Raw genomic sequence first — 15,324 nt, 5'->3', positions numbered from 1 at the left:
AAGCAGAAAAGTATATTATATTGTTGAGTGACGAAAGTTATGACAGAAAAGCAAAAGACCATAAAAGCACCTGTTACCCTTAAAGGAACAGGTTTACATACAGGAGTTAATGTAAATTTCACTTTGATGCCGGCACCGGTTAATCATGGTTATAAATTTAAACGAATTGACCTTGAAGGACAGCCGGTGATTGATGCCTTGGCTGATAATGTAGCATTCACTCAGCGTGGAACAGTGCTTCAAAAGGGTGAAGCTAAAGTGAGTACCATTGAGCATTGTCTGGCAGCGCTGACAGCACTGAAGATAGACAACTGCTTAATCGAGGTGGATGGACCCGAAGCACCTATTTTAGACGGTAGCTCCAAGTTTTTTGTTGAGGCTGTTAAAAAGGCTGGTATTGAAGAGCAGGATGCAGAACGTCAGTATTTCGTGGTGAAAGAAAAGATGGAGTTTGAAGATAAAGAGCGTGGTATTAAAATCGTAGCATTGCCTGACGATGAGTTTAATGCTGATGTGAAAATATCATTCGATAAATCGCTTTTGCTTTCCAACCAATATGCAACGCTTGATAGTTTAGATGATTTCGAATCTGAAGTGTCGGCTTGTCGTACTTTTGTTTTCTTGCATGAGCTGGAGCCACTTTTGAAAAATAATTTAATTAAGGGTGGTGACCTGGATAATGCCATCATTATTATTGATAAAGAAGTAACACAAGAAGAATTAGATAAACTGGCTGACTTATTTAATCAGCCGCGTGTTGAAGTGCGTCCTACAGGAATACTTAATAACCTAGAGCTGGTTTACCCTAATGAACCTGCACGTCATAAATTATTAGATGTGATAGGTGATTTGGCCCTCTGTGGTATGCCAATTAAAGGACGTATTATTGCTAACCGACCTGGTCATATGGCCAATGTTGAGTTTGCTAAGTTAATTCGTAAGGAAATTAAAAAGCGTGCTCTTAAACCAGAAGTGCCTGTTTATGATCCTACAAAAGAGCCCCTTTGTGACATCAATAGTATTAAAAAGATGTTGCCACACCGCTATCCATTTTTATTGATCGATAAGATTATTGAGATGGGAGAGAGGCACATTGTAGGGGTGAAGAACGTTACCGCAAATGAACCCTTCTTTGTTGGTCACTTCCCCGGAGAGCCAGTGATGCCTGCTGTTCTTCAGATTGAAGCGATGGCACAGGCAGGAGGTATTTTTATTTTAAACAAAGTTGACGATCCCGCAGCTTATAGTACTTACTTCTTGAAAATAGACAATGTAAAATTGCGCAAGAAAGTAGTGCCGGGTGATACCATCATATTCAAACTCGAATTAATGACCGAATTCCGTCGTGGTATGGCTAATATGAAAGGCACAGCTTTTGTAGGTGATACAGTTGTGTCAGAAGGTGAGTTTATGGCATCAGTAGTAAAAAACAAATAATATACACCAAATAAGCATATTCTTTAAACAGAATCAGGAAAGGATATTGAACTAAAACAATTAAAATGAAACAACCATTGGCATATATACATCCGGAAGCAAAGGTTGCTCCCAATGTTGTTATAGAACCATTTGTAACGATTGACAAAAATGTTGTTATCGAAGAGGGAACAACCATTGCATCAAATGTTACTATTCTTGAAGGTTCAAGAATTGGTAAAAACTGTAAGATTTTTCCGGGTGCCGTGATTGGAGCAGTACCTCAGGATTTGAAATTTGCAGGTGAGGAGACAACGGCCGAAATTGGTGATAACACAACCATTCGCGAGTGTGTTACTGTTAACAGAGGTACAAAAGCAAAGGGTAAAACGGTTGTGGGAAGTAACTGTTTATTGATGGCTTATACACACATTGCACATGATGCCATTGTGGGTAATAATGTAATTTTAGCCAATGCTGTGCAGGTAGCAGGTGAGGTTGTTATTGACGATTTTGCTATTATTGGTGGTACTTCAGCGATACATCAGTTTGTGCACATCGGTGCTCATGTAATGGTTGCCGGAGGTACACTGATTGGTAAAGATGTTCCTCCCTATGTAAAAGCCGGACGTGAGCGTATTTCATATGCCGGAGTGAACTCAATCGGTTTGCGTCGTCGTAGCTTTAGTAATGAGCAAATTCGCGATATTCAGAATATCTATCGTTATTTATTCCAGATGGGACTAAATAACTCAGAAGCTATTGAACGCATTGAAGCAGAAATGCCCGCCTCAAAAGAGCGCGACGAAATTATTCTGTTTGTCCGTAATTCGCAGCGCGGTATTATAAAAGGTTATTATCCGGATAAAGCATAATAATTTTGAGATAAGATATAGAAACCGGCTTTGAGCCGGTTTTTTTATGGCTGCTATTTGAGAAATTTCAAATTGCGTTTGAGGCCTGAGTATTTAGTGCGCTTAACCGCCGATTTTCGAAAGAGTTCTCTGAACTTTTCCTCATCCATGTTGTGCCAGTCATCTTTTGATAGTGATAATAAATCAGGATGTGGCACGAATGCTTCTTCCTTTGTTGGTCTTGCTTTCCAATTCCAGGGGCAGGCTTCCTGGCAAATGTCACAGCCAAAAGCCCAGTTGTTAAATTGATTCCTTAGTTCTTCTGGTAATTCATCGCGATGCTCAATGGTTAAGTAGGAGATGCACTTATTAGCATCCAGTTGATAGGGCCCAATAAGTGCACCTGTAGGACAGGCATCAATGCATCGTTGACAGCCGCCACAAGCTTCTTTAATGGGCTTGTCTGGTTTTAACTCCAGGTTACATATTATTTCGCCAATAAGCGTAAAGCTGCCCAGTTTTTTGTGTATGAGGTTGGTGTTTTTGCCAACCCAGCCTAGTCCTGCTTTGACGGCCCATGCGCGGTCTAATACTGGTGCCGAGTCAGTGAATACACGCCCTTCCAGTGACGGATAAATCTCTTCTTTAATAAAATTGAAGAGTTCTTGTAATTTATCCTTTATCACAAAATGATAATCTTTACCGTAGGCGTAACGAGCTAATTTGGGAGCTTCTGTGTCGAGTTGTTCTTCTTTGGGCTTATAGTTTAATAAAACGGAAATAATACTTTTAGCACCCTCAACCAATAGGGCCGGGTTAACGCGTTTTTCGAAATGATTATTCATATAGGTCATGCCGGCCTGGTACCCTTTGTCAAGCCACAGTTTCAATTGGGCTTCATCGTTGTCGATGGGTTCAATCAGGGCAAAACCAACATCGGAAAAACCAAGTTCAATTGCTTTGTCTTTTATTAATTGGTGATATGCCTGGCTGATAATGCTCATTATCCGATGGTAATGCTTTGTTCTTTGGCCTGATGCACGATGGCGGTTTTTAGTGTATGTACTAAGTCTTCGTCCAGATGCTGGTATTCAAATTGGTAATCAGAGCCATCTTTACCTTTAATACGGATAGCAGTGATATTGATTTGGATTTCCGCAATGTCACTCCACTTTGATTCATACAGTCTTTTAAAAATGCCTTGTTTTACCCTGATAGCTTCATTGTTAATGCTGATAAAACGCTTGAATACGAGGCTTAGAAGGTTTAGACCAGCCCCCATGATAGCATAATAAACGCCAAAAAAGAACAACAAAAGTAATTGGTAGGGCTGAAAGCGAGTGATAGCCGAAAAGAAATAAATATAGACTGTGGCGGCCATCATTATTACACCTAGTAATAATCTCAAATAGTTGATTGGTGTCTTTTTATTTAAATCGATGTAAAGTGGTTTCATAAGTGATTTTCTTGATAAAAAGAAAGCCCTCAAGTGAGAGCTTATATTAATATTTGTGTCTTTTAAAACTATAATAAACCCAGTTCCAGCAAGGCTTCCTCTGAGAGCATATCCTTTGTCCAAGGTGGGTCAAAAGTCAGGTTTAAATCTACACTGGTGATGCCATCAATAGAGGCTACTTTCTCCTGCACTTCTTCAGGTAATGATTCAGCCACCGGACAGTTTGGTGATGTTAAGGTCATCACAATTCGAGCTTTCCCCTCTTCGTTAACATCAATCTCATAGATCAAACCTAAATCATACACATTAACCGGAATTTCAGGATCGAAAATGGTTTTAATGACGTTGATTATTTCTCCTTCTAATTGTAAAAACTCGTTGGCCATCTTTTTCTAGCTTTTAGCTGTCAGCTTAATTTAAAATTCGTTTTAACTTCGGACTCTATTAGCCCATCTTTGCTTTAAATGCAACAGCGTATAAACGCATTTGTTTCATCATCGATAATAAGCCGTTGGAACGGGTAGGCGATAAATGGTCTTTCAATCCAATTTCTTCTACAAAAGATAATTCGCTATTAAGGATTTCATCAGGTGTTTTGTCCGATAAAACGCGGATAAGTAGCGCAATAATGCCTTTTGTAATAATGGCATCACTATCAGCGGAGTAGATGATTTTGTCGCCATCCAATTCGGCATGAACCCATACCTTTGACTGGCAGCCTTCAATTAGGTTTTGCTCCAGACGCCATTCATCCTTAAAGCCTTCTAAGTCGTTACCAATCTCAATCAGGTATGAGTATTTATCCATCCACTCATCAAAGGCTGAAAATTCTTCAACTATTTCTTCTTGTATTTCGTTAATTGTCATGATTTGCTCCTTGTAAAATGTCTTTTGCAAAATTGATAATTAATAGTGAATCAGCCAAACAACTGGGCAATGCGTTCAATCCCTTCGCACAATTTATCAATCTCTTCTTTGGTGTTGTAGATAGCAAATGAGGCTCTGATAGTGCCCGGGATATTATAAAACTGCATCAAAGGTTGTGCACAATGGTGACCGGTTCTCACTGCTATGCCCATCTTATCAAGCATCGTACCTAAATCGAACGGGTGAATATCGCCTATCAAAAAGGAGATAACACTGGTTTTTTCTTTGGCGGTGCCAAAAAAACGAATATTAGGTATTTTCGACAACTTTGCAGTTGCATATTCCAATAGTTGGTGCTCATATTGAGCGATGTTATTAAGTCCGATGGACTGCACGTAATCAATGGCTGCACCCAAGCCAACAGAACCAGAAAAGTCAGGTGTGCCGGCTTCGAATTTAAATGGGAGTTCATTAAATGTAGTGCCTTCGAAGGAAACGGTTTTAATCATTTCGCCACCGCCTTGGTAAGGCTCTAATTTATTGAGCCATTCTTCTTTCCCATATAAAACACCAATGCCCGTTGGTGCATACAGTTTGTGTCCGCTGAAAACATAGAAATCACAATCGAGATCCTGTACATTAACACCCACATGTTGGATAGCTTGCGCGCCGTCAATGGCAACCGGAATGTTTTTACCATGCGCCAGGTCAATGATCTGCTTAATCGGATTGATGGTGCCAAGGGCATTAGAAATATGGGCGATTGATACCAGTTTTGTTCTGTCGTTAATCAATTCGTCAATATGGTCTAAAATCAATTCGCCCTCCAGATTAATGGGGATGTAACACAATTTAATGCCTTTGCGTTTTTCGAGCAATTGCCAGGGTACGATATTGGAATGGTGCTCTAACTGACTGACTAATATCTCATCGCCCTCCTGTAAAAAAGTATCTCCGAATGACGAAGCCAGGAGATTAATTGATTCTGTTGTTCCGCGCGTGAAAATGACTTCGTGCGAATGCTTTGCATTAATGAAGTGCTGCACTTTTTCTCGCGCTTCCTCGTGTGCTTGTGTGCAAACATTGCTCAGATGATGAACGCCTCGATGAATATTACTGTTGTATTTCTGATACACTTCAGATACAGCATCAATAACTACCTGTGGCTTGTGTGTTGTTGCTGCATTGTCAAAGTAAACCAATGGCTTGCCGTGAACTTTCTCTTGTAGAATAGGAAAGTCTTGACGGATTTGTTCAATATTAATACTCATTGTCTGGCATATTTAATTAAACCACGAAGACACGAAGTTCACTAAGAAATAATTCTTGGTGTTCTTTGTGCCTTACAGGAATCAATCTATTTGTATGGTTTTTTATAAACCGTATACTTTTATTATAAACAACTCACGCTGGCGCCTTGATGTCCACAAACCACACATGAATCACATTTGTCAAATTCACCTCTGAAGCGTTTTTCAACCAGGCTTCTAATGTTTTCTTTCAACGGTTCAACCCTGATTTTTTCAATCACCTCGTAAGCAAAGGCAAACATCAACAGAATTCGTCCTTCAGTTTCGTTAATACCTCGGGCTCTCAGGTAAAACATAGCGTCATCGTCCAGCTGCCCCACTGTAGCCCCATGGCTGCACTTTACATCATCGGCATATATTTCAAGCTGAGGTTTGCTGTTGATTTTAGCATTCTCCGTTAAAAGCAAGTTGTTGTTGCTTTGGTAGGCGTTGGTTTGTTGCGCATCTTGTTGAACCAAAACCCGACCAGTAAATGCTGCTGAAGCAGAATCGTCCATCACCCCTTTAAAGAGTTCAAAGCTCTGGCAATTTGGTTTGGCATGGTCGATAAACGAATAATTATCAACATGCTGGTTTTTATCGCTCAAATATAATCCATACACATGACTTTCGCATTGTTCATCATCCATATTTACACGGATGTTATTACGTGTAACACCTGAGTGAAGCGTCAGGCTATTGGTTAATACATTGGAGTGCTTTTGTTGCTTGATGTACATGCCAGCAACCTGTGTTGTCAGGTTATGCTGGTTTTGCACATTATAAACATCAAACACACTGTTTTCGCCTGCAAATACTTCCGTCAGGTTATTAATGACAAACTTTTGTGGCGAAATGGTGTGGTCGCACAACATTACTTTGGCCTGTGCATTTTCCTCAACAATAACCAGGTTACGCTGAAAAACCAGGCGATCATTATCGCCAGTCATAATGTTGACTAACTGAATTGGTTTTTCAACAACAACACCTTTAGGTACATAAATAAAGGCACCATCCTGGGCAAAAGCAGTGTTCATAGCTGCCATGGCATCAGATTCAACCGGCGCGTTGGTGTTATAATATTTCTCAAATATCTCAGGAAGCTCATTCGCTTTTTCGCGGATGCTGCCAATGACTACTCCTTCGGGCAGATCGCTGATTTTATCTTGCTGAGCAAACCATCCGTTAATCAAAAAGATGTTATAAGTATCCAGGTCGGGTACACCACAATTAAAGTTTTCGGCCGAGCCATTTAAAGCTGCTTTTGAATCAAAGGCAATATCAAAAGTGCCTTTAAAGTAAGGCTGTAAATTGGTGTACTTATATTCTTCAACCTTGTTTGATGGAATCCCCTTATTAATGAATGACTCAAAAGCTTCTGCTCTTAGTGCATTCATTTTATTTGGAGCGCCATTTTCTAAGAGAGAAATATTCTCTTTGAATAATTGGCTATATTCATCTTGCAGATTGACTATTCGGCAAGTTTTATTCATAATCTTTGTTTTTAGTATTAAGTATTAAGTACAAAGTATCAAGATGGTTTGCATTGAGTGAATAATGATTGAGTACCCACTGCTTTTATAGCATGTAATTGGTCTTGAATCTTATGTCTTAAATCTTGCATCTTTAAAATCAATCTTCAAACTCTTTCTTAATCCAGTCGTAGCCTTTTTCTTCAAGCTCGTGTGCCAATTCTTTACCAGCTGATTTTACAATACGTCCTTTATAAAGTACGTGCACATAATCAGGCACGATATAGTCCAGTAAGCGCTGGTAGTGCGTGATGACAATGGTAGATGTTTCTGGTGACTTTAGCTTGTTAACGCCATTGGCTACAATGCGCAACGCATCAATGTCCAAACCAGAATCCGTTTCGTCGAGAATGGCAAGTTTTGGCTCAAGCATAGCCATCTGAAAAATCTCGTTTTTCTTCTTCTCACCACCTGAGAAACCTTCATTTACTGAGCGATTAGTCAGGTTAGAGTCAATCTCAACCAGTTTTTTCTTTTCGCGCATCAGCTTTAAGAATTCGCTGGCAGTATAAGGATCTTCTTCGCGATACTTGCGGTGCTCGTTAACTGCCGTTCTCATGAAGTTTACCATGCTTACACCTGGTATTTCAACCGGGTACTGGAAGCTTAAGAACAAGCCTTCGCGAGCACGGTCTTCAGGTGCTAGATCCAATAAATCTTTTCCTTTAAAAGATACTTCACCTTCACTTACATCAAATTTTTCATTACCGGCCAATACCGATGATAAGGTGCTTTTCCCAGAACCATTAGGTCCCATAATGGCATGCACTTCACCTGGTTTCACTTCGAGGTTGATGCCTCTTAAAATTTCTTTATCATCTATTTTGGCGTGTAAATCTTTAATGACTAACATATGTTGCTACTGTAAATGTTTCTAATTGTGTTAATTGTTTGTGGCTTAGCCCACGCTGCCTTCAAGGCTGATTTGTAATAGTTTTTGCGCTTCAACAGCAAACTCCATTGGTAATTGGTTAATAACTTCTTTAACGTAACCATTAACTATTAGGCCGACGGCATCTTCAGTGCTCAAGCCACGTTGGTTGCAATAAAATATTTGGTCTTCACCAATTTTCGATGTCGTTGCTTCATGTTCTACCTTTGCCGTATTATTACCGATTTCCAGGTAGGGGAAGGTATGCGCGCCACATTTGTCGCCTAATAATAGGGAGTCGCACTGGCTAAAGTTTCGGGCGTTTTCGGCCTTTTTCGACACTTTTACCAAGCCACGGTAACTGTTCTGGCTCTTACCCGCAGAAACACCTTTGGAAACTATCAGGCTGCGGGTGTTTTTGCCCAGGTGAATCATCTTAGTCCCAGTGTCGGCTTGCTGGTAATTATTCGTTACGGCAACACTGTAAAACTCGCCTACAGAATGATCGCCTTGCAGAATGGCACTTGGGTATTTCCAGGTGATGGCAGAGCCAGTCTCCACCTGAGTCCACATAACTTTTGAATAGTCACCCTTGCAAATAGCGCGCTTGGTAACGAAATTGTAAATACCTCCTTTGCCTTCTTTATCGCCGGGATACCAGTTTTGCACGGTTGAATATTTGACCTCGGCACGTTCCATTACCACAATCTCAACAATAGCAGCGTGCAGCTGGTTTTCATCTCGCTGAGGAGCAGTACAGCCTTCAAGGTAGCTTACATAACTATCATCATCGGCTACAATTAGTGTGCGCTCAAATTGTCCGGTGTTAATGGCGTTTATTCGGAAATAAGTTGATAATTCCATTGGGCATCGCACGCCTTTGGGAATATACACAAACGAACCATCACTAAATACAGCTGCATTAAGCGCTGCAAAGTAATTATCCTGATGCGGTACAACCGAACCCAGGTACTTTTTAATTAAGTCAGGGTATTCCTGAACAGCTTCGCTCATTGAACAGAAGATGATGCCTTTTTCGGCTAGTGTTTCTTTAAAAGTTGTTTTCACCGAAACACTATCTATTACAGCATCAACTGCCACGCCTGCCAGTACTTTTTGCTCGTCAAGGGGAATGCCCAATTTATCGAATGTAGCCTTTAATTCGGGATCAACATCATCCAGGCTTTCCAACTCCGGTTTTTTCTTAGGAGCGGCATAATAAATAATGTCATCGAAATCAATTTCCGGAATGTTAAGATGAGCCCAATCAGGTTGCTTCATCTTTTGCCAATCGCGGAAAGCCTTTAAACGAAACTCCAGCATGAATTCCGGCTCATTTTTCTTTGCCGAAATCATACGAACGATATCTTCGTTCAAACCTTTGGGGAACTCTTCCATTTCAATATCGGTATAAAACCCATATTTGTATTCCCCGCCGGTTACTTCTTCTAATATTTTATCTTGATCTTCAGCCATATTATACTTTAACTCATGTTCGTCAACCTAACAACGAAGCATATTTTAAGTTCATTGTGGATTTTAATTCAATTGTATTGGATTGATTGGTTATTGGAAGCGCAAAAATACGCAATTATTTAGATTAAATAAAAGCAATAATAGTTGAATTATATGCTTTATGACATCAATCAATGGTTTAGTATTCATGCGATTTTGCTGTTGTTTAATTAAGAGGTTGTGGATTGGTTTTGGGCTTTGTGTTTCAGGAGATGTGTGCTAAATAGGTACTTTTATTACCTAAATAATAGTTATCCAAATTTTAGATCAGAGGCATTGCCGGGTAAAATGAAACCCCCAGGGCGTTGGTCTACTATTTTTTTGTACATGCCTTTGGCCATGTTTTGTGCGCGCATTTTGGCTTTTTCTGCCATTTCACCTTCGTATAGCTGGTCAATTGTTTCTGTCCATAGCTCCACCCAACGATCAAAATGTTTGGTGGTAATGGATTGTTTAAAAGCTTTATCAACGCCATGGTGAGCTTTGGCCGGGTTGCCGTCAAAACCTTTTACTTCCATTAAGTTGAGTTCCCAAAAATCTGTCAGAAGTTGGTAGTGTTTTTCCCATTCTATTTCATTGGGAATCATTTTGTTGAAAAAAGGGCCTAATAAGTCATCAATTTGTATTTTACTATAAAATTGCCTTACTAAAAGCTCTATGTCATTTCTTGTTTGTAATTTTGATCTAGTCATGAGTATATTCTATTATGTATTCTCACAACAGCGGACAAAGGCTATTGTTTAATATTAACAAGGTATAAGTAAGTATGACTCACTTGAGCGCGAATCTATTTGAAGAGCTAAGTAAGAAGATTAAAGGCCAATTGGAGTTTGACGAGGTTTCTCGAATCGTTTATAGTACCGATGCTTCGGCCTATTATGAGCAACCACTGGGGGTGGTGAAGCCGCGCGATGAAGTGGATGTGCAGGAGATTATTTTATTCGCTCAAAAACACCAAATAAACCTTATTCCGAGAGCAGCCGGTACTTCTTTAGCTGGTCAGGTAGTTGGTGCAGGTTTAGTGGTTGATGTGGGGCGTTACATGAACAAGATTCTGGAGGTAAATGTAAAAGAAAAGTGGGTGCGTGTTCAGCCAGGGGTAGTGCTTGATGAGTTAAATCAATACCTCAAAACATACGGTTTGTTCTTTGGTCCTGAAACATCAACTTCCAACCGTTGTATGATTGGTGGGATGGTGGGGAATAATTCCTGTGGTGCTCACTCTTTAATATATGGCAGTACGCGCGATCATACAATGGCGCTCAGAGGCTACCTGAGCAATGGCGATGAAGTAGTTTTTAAGAATCTGCAAAACTGGGAATTCGAGCAAAAGTGTCGTGGTGAGTCTTTTGAAGGAGAGATTTATCGCTCCATGCGTGAGGTATTGACCAATAAAGAAAACAGGAGAAGTATTCGCAAGGAATTTCCGCATCCCGATATTCATCGTAGAAATACTGGTTATGCGCTGGATTATTTAATTGAATCCTATCCATATAAAGCAGAAGGGGCGCACTTTAATATGTGTCAATTGCTGGCTGGTTCTGAAGGTACCTTGTTTTTTGCTACAGAAATAAAACTCAACTTAATTGATGTTCCACCAAAGGAAAAAGGATTGGTTTGTGTGCATCTAAATACACTGGAAGAAGCACTGGAAGCGAACCTGGTGGGTTTGCAGTTTAATCCGGGAGCCATCGAGTTGATGGATAAAGCCATTATGGACCTGACCAAAAAGAATGTGCTTCAGAATAAGAATCGATTTTTTGTAGAAGGTGACCCCGAAGCTTTGTTATTGGTAGAGTTTGCACGAGAAAGTAAAGATGAGATTAAACAACTGGCCAATGATATGATTGCTGCCCTGCAGCAGAAAGGCTTTGGTTACGCTTACCCGGTATTATATGGTGGTGACATTAATAAGGTGTGGAATCTTAGGAAAGCCGGTTTAGGTGTGTTGGGTAATATGCCTGGCGATGAACGTCCGGTTCCGGTGATTGAAGATACAGCGGTTCGACCTGAGGACTTACCATCTTTTATTGCTGATATCAAAATAATGCTTGATAAATATGGTAAAGAGTGTGTCTACTACGCACACATTGGTACTGGTGAGTTGCATCTGCGTCCTGTGTTGAACATGAAAAAAGAGCAGGATGTTGAGTTGTTTTACCAGATTGCCAGAGATACGGCCATAATAGTTAAGGAATACAAAGGCTCGTTGAGTGGGGAGCATGGTGATGGTCGGTTGCGTGGCGAGTTCATTCCTTTGATGGTTGGCGAGCACAACTATCGGCTTTTTAAAGAGGTTAAGAAAATATTCGACCCCAATAATATATTTAATGCCGGTAAGATTATCGATACGCCTCAAATGAATACTTCGCTTCGCTATAAAGAGGTGAAAAATGAATTGGTCGATAAAGCTTTGTTCGATTGGTCATCGACATTGGGACTGGGTAGAGCGGCTGAAAAATGTACTGGTTCTGGCGACTGTCGTAAGAGTCATTTGATTGGTGGTACTATGTGTCCAAGTTATATGGGCTCGCGCGATGAGCGTCAGACAACCCGTGCACGGGCTAATATGCTGCGTGAGTTCTTTGCTGGTACTATACCTGCTACCAGGCTGGGTTACGATGAGGTAAAGGAAGTGCTCGATTTGTGTTTGTCATGTAAGGCCTGTAAGACTGAATGTCCGAGCAATGTGGATATGACCAAGCTGAAAGCGGAATTTGTTAATGCTTATCACGAACAATTTGGCATACCGCTGCGCTCAAAGCTGATCGCTCATTTGCCTGCATTCAATAAATTATTGATGCCATTTTCATACCTATATAATATAGGCGTCAGAAATAAATGGATAAAAGCAATTAATGAGAAGTACTTCGGCATCTCATCTAAAAGGTGTTTGCCAAGGCTTTCAAAGCAATCGCTAATAAAATGGAATAAAAAACGGCAGGCATCTGGTAATGAAAAGCAGGTTTACTTTTTTGCGGATGAGTTTACCAATTTCAACGACACTAAAGAAGGGATTGCGGCAATAATGCTTTTAGAGAAACTAGGCTATCAAGTCGTGGTGCCCAATCATCAGGTGAGTGGTCGCACCTATTTATCCAAAGGTTTATTGAAAGGTGCAAAAAAGCTGGCAATTCAAAATGTGGAGTTATTATCCGGTGTTGTTCACTACGATGCTCCATTGATAGGTATTGAGCCATCCGCTATTCTGACTTTGCGCGATGAGTATCCGGAGTTAGTGCCTGATGGATTAAAAGAGAAAGCGCAACAGTTGGCCAAAAATACATTCACCTTTGAAGAATTTATTGCTCATGAGTATGATAAGGGGCACATAGGTCCAGAGCAGTTTGTGAGCGATAGGAAAATAATCCGGTATCATTCGCATTGCTATCAAAAAGCGTTGTCGGATACAAAGCTGACTCAAACAATTTTAGAAATACCAGAAAATTATAGTGCTGAAGAAATACCATCAGGATGTTGCGGTATGGCTGGTTCTTTTGGATATGAAAAAGAACATTACGATTTGTCCATGAAGATAGGAGAGTTGGTATTGTTCCCAGAAATAAGAAACTCAAAGAAAGATGCATTGATTGTAGCTGCTGGTACCTCGTGCCGTCATCAAATAAAAGATGGAACTGATGTGGAGGCACTGCACCCTGCATTGGTACTTTATATGGCATTGAAGTAATGGATTGAACTTCTTCTTTTCGTTTGTTATCTTTATTTGTTTTTATGGAATTCTGCAAGGCTCAGTCTTTTTTACTCCTGATGTCAGAGGAGACACATGGCGAATCTCAAGTAAACGGATTAAATAAATAAAACTTGTCAGATAGTAAGTGAGCATTTTTCCATAAAATAAAAGGAGTGAAGCGGTGCTAAAAAACATGACAAAACGCAATTGCTTACAATTTTTGACTATTGTGTACCCCTTGTTTAGGTGATAATTGTCATGAAGTGCTAAAAAACATGTTTGTTTATTTTTTAAAAGACTGAAAAATAGCGCTATGTGTGAGTTGTAAAAAACTTTAATTTTCCTTACAAATTATAATGCTGTTATCTAAAAATATCTATTTTTGATACCATAATTATTACAAATAACAAGATCCAACATTTAATACCTTTTCAATATGGACGCTAAGATGAAGGAATTCATGGACAGCGTTAGGGTTAAAAACCCTGGCGAAGACGAGTTTTTGCAAGCAGTGCAAGAAGTAGTAGAAACAGTTTGGGATTTCTATCAGGAGAACCCTCACTATAAAAAAGCTAAGATACTTGAGCGCATGACAGAGCCAGAAAGAACTGTTATGTTCCGTGTACCTTGGGTTGACGATAGTGGTGAAGTACAGGTTAACCGTGGTTACCGTGTTGAGTTTAACTCAGCTATCGGTCCTTATAAAGGTGGTTTGCGTTTCCACCCAAGTGTAACTTTAAGTGGTCTTAAGTTTTTAGGATTTGAGCAGACATTTAAAAACAGCTTAACCACACTTCCAATGGGTGGTGGTAAAGGTGGTTCTGACTTCAATCCAAAAGGTAAGTCTGATTTAGAAATCATGCGTTTCTGCCAGGCTTTTATGAGCGAGTTGTTCCGTCACATTGGTCCTAACACTGACGTACCTGCTGGTGATATAGGTGTTGGTGGTCGCGAAATCGGTTACTTATTCGGTCAGTACAAGAAGCTTCGCAACGAATTTACTGGTGTATTAACTGGTAAAGGAGCTGAGTTCGGTGGATCATTAATCCGTCCTGAAGCTACAGGTTTCGGTGCTATCTATTTCGTGCGTGAAATGTTAGCTACTAAAGGTGAAACAATGAAAGGTAAGACTGTATCTGTTTCAGGTTTTGGTAACGTTGCCTGGGGTGCTGCTTTAAAAGCTGTTGAGTACGGTGCAAAAGTAGTGACTATCTCTGGTCCTGATGGATATGTGTATGATCCAGAAGGAATCTCAGGAGATAAAATTGATTACATGTTAGAATTACGTGCTTCTAACCAGGATATCGTTGCTCCTTATGCTGAGCGTTATCCAGAAGCTACTTTCTATGCGGGTAAGAAACCTTGGGAACAAAAAGTAGATATCGCTATTCCTTGTGCTATTCAGAATGAATTGAACGAAGAAGATGCAAAAGCTTTGATTGCTAACGGATGTCAGATTATTGCTGAAGCATCTAACATGGGATGTACAGCTGAAGCTGCTTTCTTAGCAACTGAAAAGATTGAATTCGCTCCTGGTAAAGCTGTTAATGCTGGTGGTGTAGCAGTATCAGGTTTAGAAATGACACAGAACAGCATGCGTTTGAACTGGACTGAGAAAGAAGTGGATGAGCGCTTAGATCAGATCATGACTAGTATTCATAATGCATGTGTGAAATATGGAACTGAGCCTAATGGCAAAGTAAATTACATCAAAGGAGCTAACGTTGGCGGTTTCGTGAAAGTGGCCGATGCAATGATTGCTCAAGGTGTTGTTTAAATTTTTCTAGATGCAACAATATAGGCCGTCTCCTCCCCGGGACGGCCTTCTTGTAA

At 40.2% G+C, this 15,324-nt stretch carries 13 protein-coding genes; 4 read left to right on the top strand and 9 right to left on the bottom strand.

From position 1 onward, the window contains the following. The first annotated feature begins 39 nt into the window (after positions 1-39). Entirely contained in the window at positions 40-1,437 is a 1,398-nt protein-coding gene (locus J1N10_RS10200; RefSeq protein ID WP_262326598.1) for a bifunctional UDP-3-O-[3-hydroxymyristoyl] N-acetylglucosamine deacetylase/3-hydroxyacyl-ACP dehydratase, read from the top strand. 65 nt (positions 1,438-1,502) lie between these two features. Further along, positions 1,503-2,291 (top strand): acyl-ACP--UDP-N-acetylglucosamine O-acyltransferase, encoded by a 789-nt coding sequence (gene lpxA, locus J1N10_RS10195; protein WP_262326597.1) that lies wholly within the window; start codon positions 1,503-1,505, stop codon positions 2,289-2,291. 53 nt (positions 2,292-2,344) lie between these two features. Here lpxA and queG read toward each other — a convergent pair whose 3' ends face one another. From queG to J1N10_RS10150, 9 genes are all read right to left on the bottom strand, one after another. Then, on the bottom strand, positions 2,345-3,274 hold the full coding sequence (queG, locus tag J1N10_RS10190) for a tRNA epoxyqueuosine(34) reductase QueG (RefSeq protein ID WP_262326596.1): 930 nt from the start codon (positions 3,272-3,274) through the stop codon (positions 2,345-2,347). Further along, positions 3,274-3,726, bottom strand: coding sequence for a hypothetical protein (locus J1N10_RS10185; RefSeq protein WP_262326595.1), 453 nt, complete (start codon positions 3,724-3,726; stop codon positions 3,274-3,276). The genes queG and J1N10_RS10185 overlap by 1 nt, the downstream gene beginning before the upstream one ends. A 68-nt stretch (positions 3,727-3,794) precedes the next feature. Next, complete coding sequence (locus J1N10_RS10180) at positions 3,795-4,112, bottom strand: iron-sulfur cluster assembly protein (RefSeq protein WP_262326594.1); 318 nt, start codon at positions 4,110-4,112, stop codon at positions 3,795-3,797. A gap of 58 nt (positions 4,113-4,170) precedes the next feature. Then, positions 4,171-4,623, bottom strand: a complete 453-nt coding sequence (locus J1N10_RS10175; protein WP_262326593.1) for a SufE family protein — start codon at positions 4,621-4,623, stop codon at positions 4,171-4,173. A 20-nt stretch (positions 4,624-4,643) separates the two neighbouring features. Next, positions 4,644-5,864 (bottom strand): aminotransferase class V-fold PLP-dependent enzyme, encoded by a 1,221-nt coding sequence (locus J1N10_RS10170; protein WP_316044925.1) that lies wholly within the window; start codon positions 5,862-5,864, stop codon positions 4,644-4,646. Between the two features lie 122 nt (positions 5,865-5,986). Next, positions 5,987-7,375 (bottom strand): Fe-S cluster assembly protein SufD, encoded by a 1,389-nt coding sequence (gene sufD, locus J1N10_RS10165; RefSeq protein ID WP_262326592.1) that lies wholly within the window; start codon positions 7,373-7,375, stop codon positions 5,987-5,989. A gap of 139 nt (positions 7,376-7,514) precedes the next feature. Beyond that, positions 7,515-8,267, bottom strand: coding sequence for a Fe-S cluster assembly ATPase SufC (gene sufC, locus J1N10_RS10160; RefSeq protein WP_262326591.1), 753 nt, complete (start codon positions 8,265-8,267; stop codon positions 7,515-7,517). Between the two features lie 45 nt (positions 8,268-8,312). Beyond that, positions 8,313-9,761 (bottom strand): Fe-S cluster assembly protein SufB, encoded by a 1,449-nt coding sequence (sufB, locus tag J1N10_RS10155; RefSeq protein ID WP_262326590.1) that lies wholly within the window; start codon positions 9,759-9,761, stop codon positions 8,313-8,315. Between the two features lie 290 nt (positions 9,762-10,051). Next, on the bottom strand, positions 10,052-10,492 hold the full coding sequence (locus tag J1N10_RS10150; protein ID WP_262326589.1) for a group III truncated hemoglobin: 441 nt from the start codon (positions 10,490-10,492) through the stop codon (positions 10,052-10,054). Between the two features lie 83 nt (positions 10,493-10,575). Here J1N10_RS10150 and J1N10_RS10145 point away from each other — a divergent pair, with 83 nt between their 5' ends. Together J1N10_RS10145 and gdhA are read left to right on the top strand one after the other, a co-directional pair. Then, a complete protein-coding gene (locus J1N10_RS10145; protein WP_262326588.1) occupies positions 10,576-13,488 on the top strand; it encodes an FAD-binding and (Fe-S)-binding domain-containing protein in 2,913 nt (970 codons plus the stop codon). Between the two features lie 439 nt (positions 13,489-13,927). Beyond that, positions 13,928-15,268 (top strand): NADP-specific glutamate dehydrogenase, encoded by a 1,341-nt coding sequence (gdhA, locus tag J1N10_RS10140; protein ID WP_262326587.1) that lies wholly within the window; start codon positions 13,928-13,930, stop codon positions 15,266-15,268. Positions 15,269-15,324: the final 56 nt, after the last annotated feature.

It is taken from the genome of Carboxylicivirga litoralis (assembly GCF_025499605.1).
Lineage (GTDB): Bacteria > Bacteroidota > Bacteroidia > Bacteroidales > Marinilabiliaceae > Carboxylicivirga > Carboxylicivirga litoralis.
Note: the sequence above shows the minus strand (reverse complement) of the source record. Positions and strands in the feature narration are given on the sequence as shown.

What these genes read in the sequence shown, in the direction of transcription:
- J1N10_RS10200 (WP_262326598.1), top strand. Translation starts at nt 40, where the DNA reads ATGACAGAAAAGCAAAAGACCATAAAAGCACCTGTTACCCTTAAAGGA.
- lpxA (WP_262326597.1), top strand. Translation starts at nt 1,503, where the DNA reads ATGAAACAACCATTGGCATATATACATCCGGAAGCAAAGGTTGCTCCC.
- queG (WP_262326596.1), bottom strand. Translation starts at nt 3,274, where the DNA reads ATGAGCATTATCAGCCAGGCATATCACCAATTAATAAAAGACAAAGCA.
- J1N10_RS10185 (WP_262326595.1), bottom strand. Translation starts at nt 3,726, where the DNA reads ATGAAACCACTTTACATCGATTTAAATAAAAAGACACCAATCAACTAT.
- J1N10_RS10180 (WP_262326594.1), bottom strand. Translation starts at nt 4,112, where the DNA reads ATGGCCAACGAGTTTTTACAATTAGAAGGAGAAATAATCAACGTCATT.
- J1N10_RS10170 (WP_316044925.1), bottom strand. Translation starts at nt 5,864, where the DNA reads ATGAGTATTAATATTGAACAAATCCGTCAAGACTTTCCTATTCTACAA.
- sufD (WP_262326592.1), bottom strand. Translation starts at nt 7,375, where the DNA reads ATGAATAAAACTTGCCGAATAGTCAATCTGCAAGATGAATATAGCCAA.
- sufC (WP_262326591.1), bottom strand. Translation starts at nt 8,267, where the DNA reads ATGTTAGTCATTAAAGATTTACACGCCAAAATAGATGATAAAGAAATT.
- sufB (WP_262326590.1), bottom strand. Translation starts at nt 9,761, where the DNA reads ATGGCTGAAGATCAAGATAAAATATTAGAAGAAGTAACCGGCGGGGAA.
- J1N10_RS10150 (WP_262326589.1), bottom strand. Translation starts at nt 10,492, where the DNA reads ATGACTAGATCAAAATTACAAACAAGAAATGACATAGAGCTTTTAGTA.
- gdhA (WP_262326587.1), top strand. Translation starts at nt 13,928, where the DNA reads ATGGACGCTAAGATGAAGGAATTCATGGACAGCGTTAGGGTTAAAAAC.